Source organism: Flavobacterium sp. C4GT6 (assembly GCF_036347315.1).
Taxonomy (GTDB): domain Bacteria; phylum Bacteroidota; class Bacteroidia; order Flavobacteriales; family Flavobacteriaceae; genus Flavobacterium.
Genome location: NZ_JAZGZU010000002.1, coordinates 59629 through 80466, shown reverse-complemented (window position 1 = coordinate 80466; position 20838 = coordinate 59629). Strand labels below are relative to the sequence as shown.

The following is a 20838-nucleotide window of genomic DNA, read 5'->3' as shown; positions in this document are numbered from 1 at the left end:
AGGGAAAATAATACTCTATATTATTAAATACCAAAAGTAATAAAATCATAGCACAACAACAGCTAACCGCATTAAACAAAAATGCGGCATATTGCTCATAAAACCTCCCAAACATGAAAAAAGCCTTACTCCTACTCACATTATTGATAAGCTTTACCATAAATGCACAGCATTATAATTATAAATGGGAAAAAGTAATTAACTACGAACTTGACGGAAAAATAAAATCGGCGGACGCAGAGACAGACAAAATTCTTGAACTTGCCAGAAAAGAACACAACGAACCTCAAATAATTAAAGCCTTCTTTTTTAAAGCCAGATATATACAAAAACTGGAAGAAAATGCTCAAATGAAGATTTTCAAACTTTTAAAACAGGAAAAAGAAAAAGTGAGCGTACCGGGCAAGGCTTTAATAGAATACCTATATGCCAGCGCATTGAACGATTATTACAATCGATTTAAACATGAAATAAACAGCCCTACTTATCTTGAAAACGCTACTCCCGAAAACATAATGGAATGGAGTAGCATAAACTATAATGAAGAAATAGAAAAAGCCTATAAAAAAAGTATTGAAAACAGAGAGGCGTTATATAAAGTACCTTTAAGTAACTATGATGCCATTATACAACTTAACCCCATACTAACAAAAACCAACCGTTCGTTATACGATTTTCTTTTTGAGCAATATATCAAACAGCTCGAAATTGACAGATACTCAAACAACACAGGCTTAGTACTTAAAAACAGTGAAACTTTTCGAAATGCAGATTTCTCTGATTACCCAAAAAACAGCAAAGCTTTTGCTTTGTTTCAGGATATTGAAAAATTCTATCACGATAAAAATGACACCTTAAACCTGCAACGGGCCGTTTTAAGAAGACTTACTTTTTTCAATAAAAATTATTCATATAACACCCCGGAAAACCTACAGGAAACCTACTTAAACACTCTCTTAGAAATATGTAGCAGCTGGAAACAGTCACCTTTTTTATTTGAAGCAAAACTTAAAACAGCACAGCTATATCATAATATAGCAAAAAAAGATAATCATCCTGAATACCGTGAAAAAGCCATTGAAATTTGTGACGAAATAATAAACAATTACAGAATAAACCATGTTGCAGATGATGCGGCATTGCTTAAAAACTCTATTAGCGGTAAAAGTTGCAGTATTGAGACAGAAAAATATATTATCCCTAATAAGCCTTTTTTAGCTAAAGTAAGCTTTAGAAATTTTGACTCTCTATACGTAAAACTGTACAAAGTAAATGCTGGTTTTAAAACAGACACTACAAAAGAAATTACCCCTACCATACTAAAATATGACATGCCTAAAAGAGCACCATATTTTGAATATGACACAGAAATTATACTCCCCCCCTTACAGCCAGGCCATTACTTAATGGAAGTTTCTCCTACAGAAACCAATGAAAACTATTCTGAATCAGCAAAAATTATAGTGACAGAGCTCACCTCTGTAGAACAAAATGAAAAAGATCACACTTACTACAGAATCCTTAACAGGGAAAGTGGCGAGCCTGTTAAAAATGTAAAAATTATATATGCCGAAAAAAATTACGTTACTAATAAAGAGGGAGTGGCAATTGTAAAAAACCCAAAATATAAACCTAATCAAAAAAGTCGCAAAAAATACGAAAACCCTCTCATATATAACAGGCAAGACACCCTAAACAGTAACAATTCAGTTCATTATTACTATTCAGAGAAAAACAAAAACAAAAAGGAAGAGAAACCGGAAATAAATGTATCAGGCAAAATATTTACCGATAGAGCAATATACAGGCCTGGGCAAACCATATATTTTAAAGGTATAATAACCCAAGAGGTCAATTCTATTTACAGCGCAGTCCCAAACATTTATGTTAGCGTATACATTTCTGATGCTGATTATAACGAACTAAAAACACTACGCCTTAAAACAAATGAATTCGGATCGTTTTCAGGAGAATTTCAAATTCCAAAAAATGTAATGACCGGAGAGTTTGAAATCGAAGTTGATGAAGATGAAGATTATGAGCTCGATGAGGCATACAATAAAAGAAAAGATGAACATCCTTTTTGGGATAATGAAAATGTATATTTTGATTATTTCTCAAAAAGGGTTGTGGTTGAAGAATATAAAAGACCAACCTTTGAAATTGAGTTTGACACAATTAAAGAATCTATTATTATAAATAAACCGGCAATTGTAACCGGAAAGGCAAAATCATTAAGCGGAGTAAATTTAACTGAAGCAAGAGTAAAGTATGTAATAGACAGGTCTAGATACTGCTCACAATCAGGAATACTTGGTTCTTTTACTCCTATAAAAGGAGAAACCACTACAGATAAAAACGGAAAATTTTCAATACCCTTTACCCCCGAAGCTATAGAAGGGTCGGATGAAAACAAACTACCCGTATTTAGTTATGAGATAAATATTGACGTGACGGATATTAATGGTGAAACTCAGGAAAAACAACTCCACATAAAAACCGGTTATCATGATTTGGAATTAAGCTCTTATATACCTTATGATCTTACCGAAGAACATAAAGACGGAATTTTAGTTAAATCGAATAACCTTAATGATCATCCTATACCTGCTGTTGCCGAAATAACAATCTACAAATTATCTTCTGACAGACAATCAATAAAAAAGGAAAGACCATGGTATGAGCCGGAAATACAAAGCATAAGCAAGGAAGAATTTGAAAAAAATTTCCCTTACACCCCATATAAAAGCAGAGAAGAGTCTCAGTCTCCGGAGAGGGAAAGAGTAATATTATCTCAAAAAATACAACTGAAAGATGGTTCCTTCAGGCTTAACCCAAACCTTAAAGAATGGGATACAGGAAAATATGAAATTGTTATCTCGGCTACCGATACAACAAACCACATTATTGAAAAGAAAAAAACTTTCACTTTTGAAAATAAAGAGAAACAGCCTAATGAATACATATTCAGATATAAAGAGCTTAACAAAAATTACATGACCGACGGATATGTAGAACTGGAACTGGCCTCTAAACTTGAAAATCTTTATGTAGCTGTAGAAGCATATGAAAACGGAAATCGCAGTTATGATAAAATAACTCACTTGCAAAACAACAAAACCAATATTAAAGTACCATTATCTCCTGAAGCTGAAAATATTGAAATAAAGTTATATTACGTGTGGCAAAATGATTTTTTTACTGAAAAAGAAGAATATAACTTCAGGAAAACAAGTAATTCATATCTTAAAATAACGTCTTCTACCCTTCGCAGCAACCTCATACCGGGAAATAACGAAACATGGTCGTTTAGTATAAAAGGAACAGAAAAAGAGAAATTTGAAGTACTGGCATCAATGTATGACACTTCACTTGATCAATTCACCTATGATTCATGGACAGATTGGCCTTATTTAAAAGAAGACAATTATAATTACTACCGTACACCTTATTTAGAAACCACTACAGGAGGCAGGTCCAGATCACGTGGTTTTGAGGCTTACACATACGTCGAAGTACCTTTTTCAACATCTCCCGACAAAATAAACAGTTACGGATTTAACATTAATAACAGTAGGTTTATTTATAAAGATGCTGCTAAAACTAACGGAAACAAAAATTCAACTGAAAAAACAATAAAAATAACAGGAATTGTTAGTGACGAAACAGGTCCTTTACCTGCAGCAAATGTACTTGTAAAAGGAACCCAAATAAGTACACAAACTAATTTAGACGGAGAGTTTACAATTGAAGCCGGTTTAGGATCTGTTCTCCAATTTAGCTTTGTAGGACACGAAAGTCAGGAAGTTGTTGTAGGAAGTCAGTACATATATAATATTCTTCTAAAAGAAGGAATGTTTCTTAGCCCTGTAGTAAAAGACGTTTACAGAAGTACAACCAAACAAAAATCGGCAATGGCTGTTGCATACATATCCAGTGAAGCAATTGAAGACAGGGCTAATGCATCTGTACTACAGTCCTTACAGGGACAAATTGCCGGGGTATCAATAACTACAGCCTCCGGCGAGCCCGGGTCTGAAAGCACCATAATACTTAGAGGTGTAGGCACTATAGACGGTAATATCGCGCCTCTATTTATAATAGACGGTGTACCTGTTGATGAAGATAGTTTTAGAAGCATTAATCAAAACCAAATAGCTAATGTGCAAGTATTAAAAGATGCCGCTGCAACTTCAATTTACGGAAACCGTGGTGCTAACGGAGTAATAGTTATTTCAACCTATGACGGTATTGAAAAGCAAAAAGAAGAACTGAAGAAGGTAGAAACCCGAAAAAACCTAAATGAAACAGCTTTCTTTTATCCTCATTTAACAACAAACAAAAATGGTGACCTTACCTTTAGCTTCTCTTCGCCTGAAGCATTAACCGAGTGGAGATTTCGCCTTTTTGCCCATAGTAAGCAATTGGATTCGGGTTATTTGGAACATTTGGCAATTACACAAAAGGACCTGATGATAGTCCCTAATATGCCCCGCTTCCTGAGGGAAGCCGATACCATTGTAATTAGTGCCAAGGTAACAAATATGACCACCGCACCTAAAACAGGAAACGCCATACTTATACTCTATAATGCAGTAAACATGCAACCTATAGACAGTATAGCCTCAAACAGTAACAACACTAAGCCTTTCACTATTGCAGGCAAGAATAATACTGTTGTAAACTGGACAATTACCGTACCACGAGGTATAGAAGGCATACAATATAAAGTGGTTGCTAAAGCCGGTAATTATACTGATGGTGTTGAAAGTTTACTTCCTGTTCTAACTAATAGAACACTGGTAACCGAAAGTATACCTATATGGGTTAAACCGAATGAAACAAAAGAGTATACATTAGAGAATTTAAAGAATAACACGTCGTCCACACTTAAAAATCATAAAGTGGTTTTTGAATACACTTCAAACCCGGCATGGATAGCACTACAGTCATTACCATACCTTATGGAGTTTGAGCACGAATGCTCTGAACAGCTTTTCTCAAGGGTATATGCTAATGCTATTGCAGCTTCGATATTGAACAGTAACCCAAAAATTAAAGAGGTTTTTGACACTTGGAAAAAAGAAGGTAAACCATCTAAGCTTGAACAGAACGAAGAGCTGAAATCAATTATACTGACAGAAACTCCGTGGTTACTGGATGCTCAAACCGAACAGGAAAAGAAAAACCGACTGGCTCTACTTTTTGAATTTGATAAAATGGAAAATGGTATAAAAGCCAACCTTGCAATACTGGAAGACCGACAGGAAAACGGTGCTTTCCCATGGTTTACTGGAGGTAGAACTGACGAGTACATTACCAGACATATACTTGCCGGATTGGGTCATTTGTTAAAATTAAAAATAACCGACACTACAAACCTTTCCATTGAACATATCACCAAAAGAGGAGTTGAGCACATTGACGACCATTTTATAAAAACAGATAACGAAAGAACAAAAAAGAATAAAAAATTAGTTTTAACCACCCCCTGCTCATCACTCCATTATTTATACACAAGAAGCTTTTATACAGAACAATACCCCGTAAAAGACAGTCTTAAAGCAAGAATAGACAAATATTTAAACATCATTAAAACCAACTGGCTTGACTACCCTTTATATGAAAAGGGAATGGCCGCCCTAACCCTCAACAGGTTTGGTGACACCATCACTGCAAAAAAAATAACCGAAAGCCTAAGGGAAACCTCTTCCAATAATACCGAATGGGGGATGTACTGGATAGAAAACAAGGCTGGGTGGTACTGGTACAAATCACCTATTGAAACACAGGCGCTTTTAATTGAGGCAATAATTGAAATTGATAACGACGTAGAGTCGGCAGATGGAATGAAGGTATGGCTTATTAAAAACAAGCAAAACAAACACTGGTCAACCACCAAAGCTACTACCGAAGCCGTTTATGCCTTATTAATGCAGGGAAGCGACTGGTTATCGGTTAAGGAAAATACTACCATAAAATGTGGAGACAACATTTCATTAAACAACAAACTGGCTGAAACAGAAAAAGAAGCTGAAACCGGATATATAAAACTGGAATGGGATGGCTCTGAAGTTTCTAAAGAGCTATCAGAATTCAGTATAGAAAACAAAAGTAAAGTACCGGGATATGGAGGGTTATTCTGGCAGTACTTTGAAGATCTGGATAAAATACAGGATACCCAAAAAGGATTAATGAACATTACTAAGGAACTTTACCTGAAAGTAAAAAACGAAAATGAAGCATCCTTAAATAAAATTACAGCCAACTCACCTTTAAAAATTGGCGACCTTGTTACTGTAAGGATTGTATTGAACATAACTGAAGATATGGAGTATGTTCATCTTAAAGACATGAGAGCTTCGGGTTTTGAACCTATAGATATTTTTTCGGGTAATAAATATACAGCAAACACGAGGTACTATATGACAACCAGAGATGCCGCGACTAACTTCTTTTTTGACAGGCTGGACAAAGGAACTTATGTATTGGAATATGATGTAAGGGTAAATAATGCCGGAACATTCTCTAATGGTATATCAACCATACAAAGTATGTATGCCCCAGAGTTTTCAGGACATACAAAAGGTATAACAATAAAAACCACACCTTAACCTTGATACAAATAAGGGCAAACAAAAACGCCTCCTGTTAAAAGGAGGCGTTTTCTATTTGAACAAATAATAATTAAATTATTCTGCAATAGTCATTTCGTCTACAATATGCTTAGCGCCAGAGAACTTGTCGATTACCCAAAGCACATAACGAATATCTACGTTAATAGTTCTTTGAAGTTCTTTATCAAATATTACGTCACCAGCCATTGCCTCAATGTTACCATCAAAAGCAAGACCAATAAGCTCACCTTTACCGTTTAATACAGGAGAACCAGAGTTACCACCTGTAATATCGTTATCAGTAAGGAAGTTTACCGGCATATAACCTGCTTTATCTGCATAACGACCAAAGTCTTTAGCCTCATACATTTCAATAAGTTTTTTAGGCAGGTCAAATTCAGGATCGTTTGGCTTGTATTTAGCCACTTCACCTTTCATTGTAGTGTAGTAATTTTTAGCAGCATCATTACGGCTGTCTTTAGGAAGAGTTCTTACTTTACCATAAGTTAAACGTAGTGTACTGTTAGCATCCGGATAGTATTTTACTTTCGGGTTTGCTTCTCTCATACCCTGTACCATTAAACGGAAAGATTTAGAATAACTGTCCTGAAGAGCAGTAATATCATCCGGTACAGCTCTGTACTGAGTTAGGATATCGTTAGAAAGTAAGAATAAAGGATCATTTTGTAGTGCCTCAGCATTTGGATTTTTAAGGAACTCCTCAACGCTTTCTTTAGATTTGAATATACTGTTCTCAAATGCATTGTTTACATAAGCAGTATAATCAAAGTTGTTTTCTTTACCTAACTGAGCCACAAGCGGAGCAATATCATATCCTGTAGATTTTGTAGCATATAAATGGAGCTGAGCAGCAAGCACATCTTTTTCAAGAGGCATGTATAATGTTTTATACTCTTCTGCAACAAACTCTTCTATTCTTGGAAGTACCTGAGCTCTTTGAGCTTCCCCTGCCGATGCATACTGCATAAGTGCACCACCTACTCTGTATGGCAATACAGCAAAAGTACTTGTTCTTAAAAGCCCTATAAGATAATTGTCCTGACGCGCTTTTTCGTTAGTCTTAGCATAGTATGCGTTTATGTTAGCGATAACATCACCATACTTATCTTTATTTGCTTTTTTGTTAGCCCATTTATTGAACTTAGCCTCACCTTTAGCTTTAGTTTCGGCGGTTTTATGTTTTGTAAGGGCATCAATCATACCCTGACGGTTTTTCCAGTAGTTTGCTACCTGAGCATATTTTGAAGCATAGTCAAGACGAACTGCATCGCTTTGATCCATATACACCTTCATTCTGTCCATACCCAGTTTAGACGACTCTACCCATGCAGGATAAGCATATTTTACATTTTGCTCAATACCGGCAGCCGGCATCCAACGGTTAGTACGACCAGGGTAACCTAATATCATAGCAAAATCATCTTCCTGAACACCATTAAGGCTTACAGGTAAATAATGCTTAGGTGTTAAAGGAACATTGTTTGGAGAATATTCTGCCGGGTTACCGTTTGCATCTGCATAAATACGGAACATAGAGAAATCACCTGTGTGACGTGGCCACTCCCAGTTATCTGTATCACCACCAAATTTACCGATGCTCTCCGGTGGAGTACCTACAAGACGAACGTCGTTGTAATCCTGGTAAACGAAATAGTAGTACTCATTACCTTCAAAGAAAGAACGAACAGAAACAACATATTTCCCACCTTCGCTATTTTCTTTTTCAATTAGAGCACTTTCCTGCTGAATCGCTTTTTGTCTCTCTTCTTCAGTCATACTGTCGTTAACTTTAGAAAGGATTCTTTTAGAAACATCATCCATTCTTACAAAGAAACGAACATAAAGACTTTTTGGCTTAAGCTCATCGCCTCTTGTTGGTGCCCAGTAACCATCTCTCAGGTAGTTTGCCTCAGGAGTTGAAAGCTCGGCAATAGCCTCATAACCACAGTGGTGGTTTGTTAAAACCAAACCTTCTTTAGAGATAACCTCTGCAGTACATCCGCCATCAAACTGCACAATAGCGTCTTTAAGGCTATGATTGTTAATGCTGTAAATTTCTTCAGCCGTTAACTGTAAGCCCATTTTTTGCATATCCCTGTGATTTAAACGTTCAATGAACATTAAAAACCACATACCTTCGTCTGCCCTTACAGGCATTACCATGAGTGACATGGTAAGGAACAAAATAAGTTTTTTCATCTGATTTTTATACGATTAAAAAGTTTAGCCAATAAGTAGCCGTATTACATATTTTGTTACACGGTTATTATCAACTTTATTGCTTTAGTGCTGCGAATATACCTCTTTTTTGAGAATTTCGTAAAATAAACACGGCGTAAAAACCGCATGATTCTTTACTGCTTAAAAACAAAAAATCCTGAGCATGATGCTCAGGATTCTTTCATGTATCATTAAGGATTAAAACTTTCTTTATGCATTAAGCATTTGCCATAGTTTATCTTTCAATTCGACCAGTCCCTGTTGGGCTACCGACGAGATAAATATATACGGTATATCTTTAAGCTCTTCGTCAAGCTGTTCTTTCAGTTCGGTTTTAAGTTCATCATCCAGCATATCGCATTTTGAAATGGCTACCAGCCTGTCTTTATCCAGCATTTCAGGGTTATACCTTCTAAGCTCATCTACAAGTATATTATACTCCTTCTTTATATCTTCGGCATCAGCCGGAACTAAGAAAAGTAATGTAGAGTTACGCTCAATATGCCTTAAAAAGTAATGTCCAAGACCTTTACCTTCAGCAGCACCTTCTATAATCCCCGGTATATCGGCAATTACAAACGACTGATAATCCCTGTAAGCCACAATACCTAAATTAGGTTTTAATGTGGTAAAAGGATAATCAGCAATTTTTGGTTTTGCAGATGTAAGTACCGATAATAATGTAGACTTACCTGCATTAGGGAAACCTACCAAACCAACATCGGCAAGTACTTTAAGCTCAAGGATAACATCAAGCTCCTCCCCCGGCAACCCGGGTTGTGAATAACGCGGTGTTTGGTTTGTAGAGCTACGGAAGTGCCAGTTACCTAAACCTCCCTTACCTCCTTTTGCTATTATTTTTTTCTCTCCGTGTTCGGTTATTTCAAATAAAATCTCATTAGTTTCCTTATCACGAATAACCGTACCCAGAGGCACTTCAATAAACTTATCATCACCATCGGCTCCGGTACTTCTGGCGCTACCGCCATCCCCTCCGTGACCGGCTTTAATATGCCTTGCAAACTTTAAGTGAAAAAGTGTCCACAGCCCTTTATTACCTACAAGATAAACGTGACCGCCACGACCACCATCTCCACCATCGGGTCCGCCTTTTTCAATAAACTTTTCCCTGTGTAGGTGAGTAGACCCTTTACCTCCTTTACCTGAGGCAACATATATTTTTACGTAATCTACAAAATTCCCTTCTGTCATTTCTTTATGTTTCAGGTTTCAGGCGCTGGGCTGTACCCAATCCGTCACCAATTATTGTTTGTTTGCCTGCAAATTTACGCAGACTATTCTTCTTTGCTAATAGACCTTACTTTTACCTTATCAATCTTAACACCATCCATTTTAAGCACTTCCAGCTCAAAGTGATTCCAAGCGAGTTTCTCACCCTGTTTAGGGATATACGAAAGTTCAGTCATTATAAGCCCGCTTACGGTTGTTACCTCATAATCGGTAGTAAGCTCGTCAAGATCAAAATAAGTAAGGAAGTCATGCAACGGATAATGTCCGTCAACCGTCCAGGTTCCATCGTCATTTTCAACCAACTGGAACTCGTCATGGTAAAAGTCGGATGCATCACCTACTAGCGCTTCCAAAATATCATTCAGGGTTATTATCCCCTGAAATACTCCATACTCATCGGTCACCAAAGCATAGTGTACTTTTGTTTTCTTGAATATCTCAAGTGCCTTATAAGCTGATGTATGCTCTATTAAATATACTGGCTCTTTGGTTATTTCCTGAAGGTTAAACTGCGGGTTTTCGTAATTGGCAAAAATATCTTTTAGTAATACTACACCAACCACATCGTCCAGATTATCTTCACATACCGGATATACCGAGTGCAGTTCTTCCAGCATTATACCTTTTATACTTTCCTTATCGGACTGGGTAGACAGGTAAGCTACCGATTTTCTGTGCGTCATAAGAGAGTTTACTTTTCTGTCTCCAATATGAAACACACGTTCCATGATATCCTGTTCTATTTCCTGCACCTCACCACCTTCGGTTCCTTCTTTAATAATTGCCTTAATCTCTTCCTCAGTTACTTTACCATCTGCCGTAGGGCGAATGTTAAATACTTTCATAAGAAAGTCGGTCGAAGAGGTAAGTAACCATATAAACGGAGCCGTAATTATGGAGATAAACTTCATAGGCAGGGCTACCATTCTTGCTATACTTTCAGGGTAGGTAAGCCCTATCCTTTTAGGCAAAAGTTCTCCAAGTATAAGCGAAAAAAACGTTAGTATCACTACCACTACCCCAACAGCTATACTATCGGCATAAGGAGCAAGGGCTTCAAACTTAACAATAAACGCTTCTACATCATCGGTAACTTTATCACCACTGTATATACCGGTAAGAATACCAATAAGGGTAATACCTATTTGTACCGTTGAAAGGAACTTATTAGGCGAATTGGCAAGATCCAATGCGGTTTGCGCACTGGAGTTACCTTTTTTTGCCGCTGTTTCCAGTCGGTTTTTACGTGCTGATATCAGTGCAATTTCCGACATGGAAAAAACACCGTTAAGCAGTATTAAAAATAATATTATGGCTATTTCCAATCGCTAGGCTTTTAGTTACAGCTTGTCTATTATAAGGCTTAGCCTTTGAGTAACCTCAGAGATTTCACCTATACCGTTTACGGCAAAGAATTTACCCTGACCTTTGTAGTACTCAATAAGCGGAGCCGTTTTTTCGTTGTACTCCTGGTAACGGTTTCTTATAAGATTCTCATCCTGATCATCTGCCCTTCCGCTGGTTTTACCACGCTCCAGCAAACGTTGTACAAGTATTTCATCATCTGCCTCAAGTGCAACTGTAGCAGTCACTTCCCATCCTTTTGTTTTAAGAAACTCATCTAAGGCATCAGCCTGTGCAACTGTTCTTGGGAAACCGTCAAAAAGAAAACCTTTAGTATCAGGGTTTTTCTCTACCTCATCCTGAAGCATTTTGATTGTTAATGCATCCGGAACAAGCTCCCCTTTATCAATAAAAACCTGCGCCTGTTTTCCAAGCTCAGTTCCGTTTTTAAGATTGTAACGGAAAACGTCTCCGGTAGAGATATGAGTTAGGTTGTATTTTTCTTTTAAAAATTCTGCCTGAGTACCTTTACCTGCACCCGGTTTTCCAAATAGTACGATATTAACCATTGTATGTTATTAGTATATTTATTTAAGTTGATAAATTTCCGGTATATTTCTCCCCTGTCCGTCATAATCAAGACCATAGCCTACAATAAACCTATTAGGGATTGAAAAGCCTGTATAATCCAGCTTTATATCTTTTTTATAAGCTTCAGGCTTAAAAAACAGGCTGGCAATTTTTAATTGCTTTACTCCCCTGCCTTCAAACATTTTTACAAGTTCTACTACTGTATTACCTGTATCTACTATATCTTCCACTATTATAACCGTACGCCCTTCCACATTTTTATCCAACCCAACAAGTTGCTTAACCGTATTTGTAGACTGGGTACCCTCATAAGATGCCAGTTTTACAAAACTCACCTCACAAGTTTTTTTATAATGCTTCATAAGGTCACTTAAAAACATAAAGGCGCCATTAAGCACCCCTACAAAAACAGGAACCTCATTATTGGTATCAGCCTCTATTTGCTGCGCCATTCCGGCTATTGTTTTATCAATTTCGGCAGCAGATATAAAGGGTACAAATTGTTTATCATGAAGCTGTATCACGCTTACTAACAGGTTTGATATAATTTGCAAATATACTAATTAGGAATTTGCCTCATTTATATACCGTATTATTTTGTAATAAATTATACAAATGTTTCCTGATTCAGTTCAAGGAATCAATAACTAAAACTCTTTTTTAATCTATATACTGAATATCAAAAATTTAAGATTTAATTAACCCGTAGTTTTTTAGTGAAAAAAATCTTAAAACGACCTGATACCCCATATAGCTTTGTTATCTTAAAAATCAAACCAATTAAATACCAATTATTCATTATGAAAAAACTATTACTTTTTTCACTGTTTCTGATATGCGGGTTAGCATCAGGACAAGAACTCACTATTGAAGGTGACACTATGTTATGCCCCAACACCGATGGTACTGCACAGGTAGCAAATTCTACTGTTTTTGATGCTTATCAATGGTATAAAAAAGGGTACTACAGTGACACTTTTGAAGCCATTCCCGGAGCCACGCAAGCGTCTTTTACTTACGACTGGTATTATTACGACTTATCTGAAATTAAACTGGAAGCAAAAGTAAACGGGGTACATTATGAGTCAAACACCCTTTTTATTGCGAGCTATATGTGGACTCCTATGTATTTAACTTACGAACCTACAAAAGACGTTTATTATGACGGTAGTAAAGACACTTATTATTTATGTGCCGGCAGCAGTTTTGTATTAGAAATAAACAGCCCACCTTTTACCGAGAACATTCAGTGGTTTAGAAACGGACAACCCATTCTTGGTGCTAACAGTCCGTCATACGCTGTTACACAATCAGGAACCTACACTGTTCAGGGTGCTCCAACACCGTGTCCTGACCATATAGAAACGCTAGGTATCGGAGTAAATGTAACCTTAACAAAATGCGACCGAAAACCGGGAATTGAACTTAAAAATACCGCTTCAAACATTAACACTAATGAAATTAAAGTTTACCCAAACCCAAGTACAAATTACTTAAATGTAAATTTACCTGAAGATTCCGGACTGGATGAATACTCTATTACCGACCTTACCGGAAAAACGTTACTTAACGGTACGCTCTCACAAAATAATAATATCAGCACAACAGAGCTGACTCCCGGAACTTACATCATAAAAATTGCAGGTAACGGAAACTACATTTCCAAACTGTTTATTAAAAAGTAAGAAAACTGAAAAAATAAGGCGGAATTCAATTCCGCCTTATCCCATTGGGACAATAAACCCAAATGATATATTTAAAGTATTAAACCCTGCATTAGCATCGTTTAGTCCTGCGTTTGAGACATGCCTTACATTAGGCCTTATATCAAATATTATACTACCCGTATTATAAGCTACTCCTAATCCAAACACATCATTAAACGCAAACCCGCTGGTAAGCCTTTCGGTCTCTTTAGTACTAATTGTTGGCCCTACATTTAACATTGCATAAGCCGATATGCTTTTAGAAAAATTATACTTCGCAAAAAAAGCCACATTAAAAGCATACTGATTTAAGTCTTTCAACTGTGTAAACTCTCTTCGTTTCTGTTCATAATCCGGTTCATCGGGTGTTACAAAATAAGGATTAAGCAGCTGATGCTTGGCAAAATTGAGTTCGGGCTGAAAAGCCACAAGATACTCCCACTTTTTTGAGGGGTTAAAAGAGTAATAAAACTGAATTTGTACATAGCTATTACTAAGGGTATAATTGCTGTTGGCAAATTCATTACCGAAACCATAACAACCTCCTACATAAAACTGCTGATTTTTGTGTACTTCCTGAGCAAAAGCCCCTGTAACACATAGTAGCATTAGTAATTTAAGCATATTTAAATTTTAACTGTTTTTTGGTTCTCTTAAATTTAGTTAAAAACTAAAAAAAACTGATTATCAAAACAATAAACTTTACACGTCACACTAATAAATAAAAGTGTCACACTTTGTCCGGGCTTTAACACTAGCTACATAAGTACTGAAAGGTAATTTTACTATTCAAACTAAAAACTAATGTATCTATGAAAAAGCTATTACTATTTTTCCTGTGTTTTATACCGCTTTTATCGGTTGCACAAGCACCCTCTATTGAAGGCAACACTATGCTTTGCCCAGACACTAACGGGACAGCTACAATTACCAACGACACCGAGTATGACACTTACCAGTGGTATTATAAATACTGGTTTCTTAACGATGATTTTGTTGCCATAGATGGTGCTACACAGGCATCTTTCACTTACGACTGGCTAACTTACGATCAGGCATTATTGAAAGTTGTAGTTACTCTTGACGGAGAAACTTATGAATCTGACACTATACAAATTGACAGCTATGCATGGGTAGGGCTTATTGTTTCGACACAAACCAGTGACGATGTAACTTTTAACCCAGAGAATCAGGCTTACTATATTTGTGATGAGAGCACCATTACAAGCTCAACTCAATCTCCATATACTGTTGTACAGTGGTATAAAAATGATGTAGCAATTGAAGGCGCTACCGATATGAGCTACACAATTACAGAAGCTGGAACTTACTACGTTGTCGCAGCTCCTGAATTTTGCCCTAACAGCACAAGTCCTTCATTACCTATAGTGGTAATGAACAATCCTGAATGTACTACTGCCAACCCAACCCCTGTTATAGCCGGAGATATTATGCTTTGCCCAGACACAAACGGTACAGCTACAATTACTAACGACATGGAATATGACACTTACCAGTGGCACTACAAGTACTGGTTTACAGACGATGAGTTTGTTGCTATCGACGGGGCTACAGAAGCTACATTTACTTACGACTGGCTAACTTACGATCAGGCATTATTGAAAGTTGTAGTAACTCTTGACGGAGAAACTTATGAATCAAACACTATACAAATTGACAGTTACAACTGGGCAGGCATTTCTTTTAGTATGACCTTTAGTGATGATGTAGTACCAAACGACGAAAATTTCACATGGATGATTTGTGATGAATCGACAATTACATGTGAGTTAAACAGTCCATATGACAGTAGTATACAATGGTACAAAGACGGCGTAGCGATTGAAGGTGCCAACGATATTACCTATGTAATTACCGAACCGGGAAGTTACTATGTTGAAGCAGCTCCTGAATATTGTTCTAATGCCGTTTCAAACACATCTGGAACTCCTGTGGTGGTTGCCATGAACCCTGATTGCTCACTTGGCATTAACGACCCTATAGCAAACAATCAGGTTACACTTTATCCAAACCCTACATCAAACATTCTTAACATAACACTTCCGAATAACAATACAGTTACTGACTACTGGATTTTAGATGTTACCGGAAAAACACTTTTAAAAGGTGTGTTCCCTAACAGCAACAGCATTGATGTTAGCTCACTTTCTAACGGAACTTACATTTTAAAACTAACAGGAGGAAACAGCCAAACAGCCCATATGTTCATTAGGAAATAAGCCATATTTCCTGATTTTGTGCGCTAAAGGCAAAACGTAATGTTTTGCCTTTCGTTTTTTATGCAGGGGTATTTTTTGTAATTTCCCGCCACTAAGTCGGCAACACATTGAACACTGATTATTACCTTAAAATAGAAAAAAGCACTGCACATCGTGCCATAAGGGACGAACTTAGCAGCATGGTACTTAATGACACGAGCCTGTTACCGGAACTCATAGCAACAGCCCTTAACATATCAGACAAAAATCATCATAAAGCCTGCTGGATAAGCGAACTTGTTTTTGAGGAAAAAATTGAATGGCTAAAAGAGTACCTGAATGTATTTTGCAACACCCTGCCAAACTTCACCAGTGATAGTGCCATACGTTCCATATCAAAAATATGTTTGTTTGCCGTACAGGAACATCAAAAAAGCAAGTCGGGTTTCCTAAACGGAAAACACATTAGACAGATAACCGAATCGTGTTTTGACTGGCTTATAAACCCCGAAGGCAAAGTAGCCAATAAAGCCTATGCCATGCGTACCCTTTTCCTTATAGGAAAGAAAGAAGACTGGATATACCCTGAACTGGAGTATATACTCCCACAGGGATTCCCACTACATACAGCAGCCTATAAAGCCGCAGCAAAAGATATTTTAAAGCAGATTGAAAAGGCAAAAAAGAGATAGACTTCGCTATTCTGTTTTTTCTTCCTCATGGAAACCGAACCTCCGTAGTTGTGGTGCTGAGAAAAAAGTAACAGCTACCACACCCAGTGTAAGACATCCGCCTACAACTACAGCCCTAACCGTACCCAGCCAGTGTGCCATAACACCACTTTCAAAATCCCCTAATTCGTTAGAAGAGCTCACAAACATAGTATTTACAGATGCTACCCTTCCCCGCATATGATCGGGGGTTACAAGTTGTAATATCGTACTGCGTATTACCACACTCACTGCATCAAACATACCCGAGAACATCAGCATGAAAAATGACAGGTAAAAGTTTTTTGAGATACCGAAAATGATTATCGAAATGGCAAATCCACCAACGGCAACAAACAGTTTTTTACCGGGATTAGTACGCAGCGGTAAAAACGCCAGTATACCCAGTGTGATTAATGCTCCAATACCGGGAGCTGCACGCAGTATACCATAACCCACCTCATCTACCATAAGTATTTCCTTTTGGTAAACCGGTAATAGTGCAACCGCACCACCAAATAAAACCGAAAACATATCAAGCAGTTGTGCTCCTAAAAGCTCTGGGGTTTTCACTACAAAACGGATACCCTGTGTAAGACTTTGCAGTATGGGTTCACGTTCTTTTTTAAGTATTGGTTTAACCCCAATACTCAGCATTGGGATAAGCAGTAACAACTCTATAAACACCACTGCTGCCATACCCATAGTAATACCGTTAAAAGCAATAAGTATACCTGCGGCAAGAGGCCCTAGTACCGAACCTGTTTGCCATGCCATACTACTCCAACTTGTTGCATTGGCATAGTTTTTACGCGGGACCACCAGCCCGAAAAGTGAAAACACCGAAGGTCCCATAAAAGAACGGATAGCCCCACCACAAAAAACAAGTGCATATACACTATACAGGGTATATTGAATACCCAGTCGCTCCAAAGCATAGGGAGTGGTTAGCATAAACAGGCTTAACCCTAACAGTATATAGGCTGAAAGACATAACAGCACCATTTTCCTTTTTTCGTTAAGATCTACAAAATGTCCTGCAAAAAAAGAAAATGTGATTGCGGGTATAACTTCTGATAGTCCTACCCCTCCAAGGGCAAGTTTGTTTGAGGTAAGATGATATATCCAATAAAAGATAATGGTAATTTGCATGTTCAGGGCAAAAATTAGCCCGAAACGGATGCATAAAAACGAACGGAATTCTTTTATTTTAAGTACTGGATTCTTCTTAAAGAAACCGGATTCGTTACCGGTACTGTTATTTTCCATAAAAAGTTGAGATGCGTAATTTCATGCAAATATACAACAGTACATTATGCGATTAGCAATTACACAATTATTTAACCTCCGCTTTTCAACCTGTCCAGCAAGGTTTTAAGATTTACCGATGCAAACCCCGAACTATGATCAGAATGTCCATATGGGATAATAAGTTCGCCGTTATGTATTATCGATCCGCAGGAATATACCACATTTGGCACATAGCCTTCACGCTCATCCGGGTTAGGCATAATAAGGGGATCTTTTAGCCTTCCTATCTCTTTTGACGGATCATCTATATCCAGCAATGAAGCTCCAATAGTATAACGACGCATAGGCCCAACCGCGTGGGTAATAACCAGCCATCCGCATTCGGTTTCAATAGGCGAACCACAATTCCCCATTTGTACAAATTCCCAAGAATACTCCGGCCCCTGTATTTTAACCGGGTCTTCCCATTCATTTATATTGTCGGAATACATCAGGTAATTATTCCAGCCGTCAATTCGCGACAGCATAACATACTTCCCGTTTATCTTCCTTGGGAACAGTGCAAGGTTTTTATTGCGCGCCCCGCTACCATGCAACGGGCTCGTCCTGAACTCATAAAAATCGGTAGTTTTTAAAAGTTTCGGCATAATATGCACTCCGTCATAAGCCGTGTAGGTAGCATAATAAATGGTACGTCCGTTATCATCAGTAAACTTTACAAAACGGGCATCTTCAATCCCTTTACTTTCAAAATCAGAAATAGGAAAAATAACCCTATCACTAATATCGGTATCCTTAGAGAAGGTTATGCGCCTGTAACTGTCACTCAGTGCAAGTATCATTTTATACTGGGCAATCTCTTTTGGGTCGCTGGTTTTATCCCGGGCTTCATACACCAGTCCCTTTAACTGGTTGTAATCAAAACGGTCTTCCAGTTTATCGGCTACTACCTGTATAAAAAACTCACTTATATCAGCCTCTATCGCTTTCCTTAAAAACTGTCTTTTATGGTAAACAAGGTTGTGTATCTTTTCGGCCTCATCAATATATTTCCCGGCTCGTATTACAGAGATAGAACCATCCCTGTCTATAATTGCCCTCCTGAAAACTACCGATGAAACATGCCCCTCTCCCACAGCCCTAAAACTGATAATAACACGAAGCTGACCTTCCTCAAGGTTGGTCTGATCGGGATCGGGTACGATAGACGGATTAAAAAATGCCGCCGACTCAATAGAATATTCATGTGTAAAATAAGAACCTATAAGCAGTTTACAGTATTCATCAAGCTCATTGAAATTAGCCCCTGCCAGTTCAATATAGTGCCTTACTCGTTCGCAGTGACGCATCAGTTTTTGGGTAATACTTCTATGCCTTTTAGAAAAATCCTGAAGTAAAGGCGAAATAATGGCAAATACCTCATCCTTCTCTAAAGCCAGTATTCTTTTAATAAGTGCTACCGCCCTCTCTTCGCCATTAAAAAAAAAGCGGGCTATTACACGTCTTGTATCCGGAAGTACTTTTTCAGGTTTTCTGTCAATTTTCAATCTCATAAATCAAATTTTTTCGGGGAAAGCAAATTCTAAATTACGAATATTATTTTGATGATACTGAGGACCATTTGCTAAAATTAACCAAAAAACACCAGAAAAACCTTATCCCAAAAGCTCTCTTATATAAAAGTGTTTTTTGGTAACTAATAATTTTAACGCTTTAAGTATCTTTGCACAGCAAAAAAGAAACACGATAAATGAATTATTTTTCTTCTGATTTTAAATTAGGGATTTTAGGCGGAGGCCAGCTGGGCAAAATGATGCTTAACGACACAAGGAAGTTTGACATACAAACGTATGTACTTGACCCAAGTGATGAAGCTCCGTGCAAAATAGGAAGCAACAAATTCTTTAAGGGCGACCTTATGGATTTTGACACCGTATACAACTTTGGAAAACAGGTAGACGTGCTTACTTTTGAGATTGAGCATGTAAACGTAGCCGCGCTGGAAAAACTGGAAAGCGAAGGCATTAAGGTTTACCCTTCTCCAAAAACTTTAAAACAGATACAGAATAAAGGTACTCAAAAAGACTTTTATACTGCTAACGGGATACCAACTGCAGATTATAAAAGGTTTGAAAGCCTTACCGATCTTAAAACGGCGGTAGAAAACAACGAGATAACACTTCCGTTTGTATGGAAAAGTACCGAAGGTGGTTATGACGGAAACGGCGTAAAGGTTATCCGTACCTTGGAAAGCTTTGAAGGCGTTGCCAATGTACAGTGTATTGCTGAGACTATGATTCCGTTTAAAAACGAGCTTGCAGTTATAGTTTCCCGTAACCCTGACGGACAGATAAAAACATACCCTGTGGTTGAAATGGAATTCCACCCGGAAGCCAATCAGGTAGAATATGTTATTTGCCCTGCACGTATTGATGATGCTGTGGCAGAAAAAGCAAGAGCAGTTGCCTTAAAGGTGTCTGAATCGTTTAACCATGTTGGGCTTCTTGCCGTGGAAATGTTCCAAACAGAAGATGACCAGATTCTTGTAAACGAAGTAGCACCAAGACCACACAACAGCGGTCATTACTCTATTGAGGCAAGTTACACTTCTCAGTTTGAACAACACCTGCGTGCCATATTAAACCTGCCTTTAGGTAATACCGACAGTAAAGTTGCCGGGATTATGGTTAACCTGGTAGGAGCCGAAGGACACTCGGGTAACGTTTTATACCAAAACATTGAAACCATTTTAGATAAAGATGGTGTAACACCACACATTTACGGTAAAAAGCAAACAAGACCTTTCAGGAAAATGGGACACGTTACCATAGTAAACGAAGACATTGCCGTTGCCAGAAAAATTGCCGAAGAAGTAAAAAACACAATTAAAGTAATAAGCCAGTAAGTA

General features: G+C 37.6%; 13 protein-coding genes. 5 read left to right on the top strand and 8 right to left on the bottom strand.

Annotated elements, in window-relative coordinates:
* The first annotated feature begins 113 nt into the window (after positions 1 to 113).
* On the top strand, positions 114 to 6614 hold the full coding sequence (locus tag V3Z67_RS02550; RefSeq protein WP_330441844.1) for an MG2 domain-containing protein: 6501 nt from the start codon (positions 114 to 116) through the stop codon (positions 6612 to 6614).
* Between the two features lie 78 nt (positions 6615 to 6692).
* On the opposite strand, the gene V3Z67_RS02545 is transcribed toward V3Z67_RS02550, so the two are convergent.
* The 5 genes from V3Z67_RS02545 to hpt form a co-directional block, all read right to left on the bottom strand.
* Positions 6693 to 8837: a S46 family peptidase gene (locus tag V3Z67_RS02545; RefSeq protein WP_330441843.1), complete on the bottom strand. Its 2145-nt coding sequence runs from the start codon at positions 8835 to 8837 to the stop codon at positions 6693 to 6695.
* Positions 8838 to 9068: 231 nt separating this feature from the next.
* Positions 9069 to 10070 carry a GTPase ObgE gene (obgE, locus tag V3Z67_RS02540; protein WP_330441842.1) on the bottom strand — a complete coding sequence of 334 codons (1002 nt, stop codon included), beginning with the start codon at positions 10068 to 10070 and terminating at the stop codon, positions 9069 to 9071.
* 83 nt (positions 10071 to 10153) lie between these two features.
* On the bottom strand, positions 10154 to 11434 hold the full coding sequence (locus V3Z67_RS02535; protein ID WP_330441841.1) for a hemolysin family protein: 1281 nt from the start codon (positions 11432 to 11434) through the stop codon (positions 10154 to 10156).
* Between the two features lie 15 nt (positions 11435 to 11449).
* Positions 11450 to 12022 carry an adenylate kinase gene (locus V3Z67_RS02530; protein ID WP_035129706.1) on the bottom strand — a complete coding sequence of 191 codons (573 nt, stop codon included), beginning with the start codon at positions 12020 to 12022 and terminating at the stop codon, positions 11450 to 11452.
* 18 nt (positions 12023 to 12040) lie between these two features.
* Positions 12041 to 12568 carry a hypoxanthine phosphoribosyltransferase gene (hpt, locus tag V3Z67_RS02525; RefSeq protein ID WP_330442156.1) on the bottom strand — a complete coding sequence of 176 codons (528 nt, stop codon included), beginning with the start codon at positions 12566 to 12568 and terminating at the stop codon, positions 12041 to 12043.
* A gap of 276 nt (positions 12569 to 12844) precedes the next feature.
* Between hpt and V3Z67_RS02520 the strand changes: the two genes are divergently transcribed.
* Positions 12845 to 13729: a T9SS type A sorting domain-containing protein gene (locus tag V3Z67_RS02520; RefSeq protein ID WP_330441840.1), complete on the top strand. Its 885-nt coding sequence runs from the start codon at positions 12845 to 12847 to the stop codon at positions 13727 to 13729.
* A 36-nt stretch (positions 13730 to 13765) separates the two neighbouring features.
* Here V3Z67_RS02520 and V3Z67_RS02515 read toward each other — a convergent pair whose 3' ends face one another.
* On the bottom strand, positions 13766 to 14374 hold the full coding sequence (locus tag V3Z67_RS02515; protein WP_330441839.1) for an acyloxyacyl hydrolase: 609 nt from the start codon (positions 14372 to 14374) through the stop codon (positions 13766 to 13768).
* Between the two features lie 188 nt (positions 14375 to 14562).
* Between V3Z67_RS02515 and V3Z67_RS02510 the strand changes: the two genes are divergently transcribed.
* Positions 14563 to 15990, top strand: a complete 1428-nt coding sequence (locus V3Z67_RS02510) for a T9SS type A sorting domain-containing protein (RefSeq protein ID WP_330441838.1) — start codon at positions 14563 to 14565, stop codon at positions 15988 to 15990.
* 107 nt (positions 15991 to 16097) lie between these two features.
* Positions 16098 to 16661, top strand: coding sequence for a hypothetical protein (locus V3Z67_RS02505; protein WP_330441837.1), 564 nt, complete (start codon positions 16098 to 16100; stop codon positions 16659 to 16661).
* A gap of 6 nt (positions 16662 to 16667) precedes the next feature.
* Here V3Z67_RS02505 and V3Z67_RS02500 read toward each other — a convergent pair whose 3' ends face one another.
* Together V3Z67_RS02500 and V3Z67_RS02495 are read right to left on the bottom strand one after the other, a co-directional pair.
* The gene (locus tag V3Z67_RS02500) at positions 16668 to 17948 is read right to left on the bottom strand and encodes an MFS transporter (protein ID WP_330441836.1); all 1281 of its coding nucleotides are present in this window, start codon (positions 17946 to 17948) and stop codon (positions 16668 to 16670) included.
* Between the two features lie 71 nt (positions 17949 to 18019).
* Positions 18020 to 19483 carry a glycoside hydrolase family 130 protein gene (locus tag V3Z67_RS02495; RefSeq protein WP_330441835.1) on the bottom strand — a complete coding sequence of 488 codons (1464 nt, stop codon included), beginning with the start codon at positions 19481 to 19483 and terminating at the stop codon, positions 18020 to 18022.
* A 197-nt stretch (positions 19484 to 19680) separates the two neighbouring features.
* Here V3Z67_RS02495 and V3Z67_RS02490 point away from each other — a divergent pair, with 197 nt between their 5' ends.
* On the top strand, positions 19681 to 20835 hold the full coding sequence (locus V3Z67_RS02490) for a 5-(carboxyamino)imidazole ribonucleotide synthase (protein WP_330441834.1): 1155 nt from the start codon (positions 19681 to 19683) through the stop codon (positions 20833 to 20835).
* The last annotated feature ends 3 nt before the right edge of the window (positions 20836 to 20838 follow it).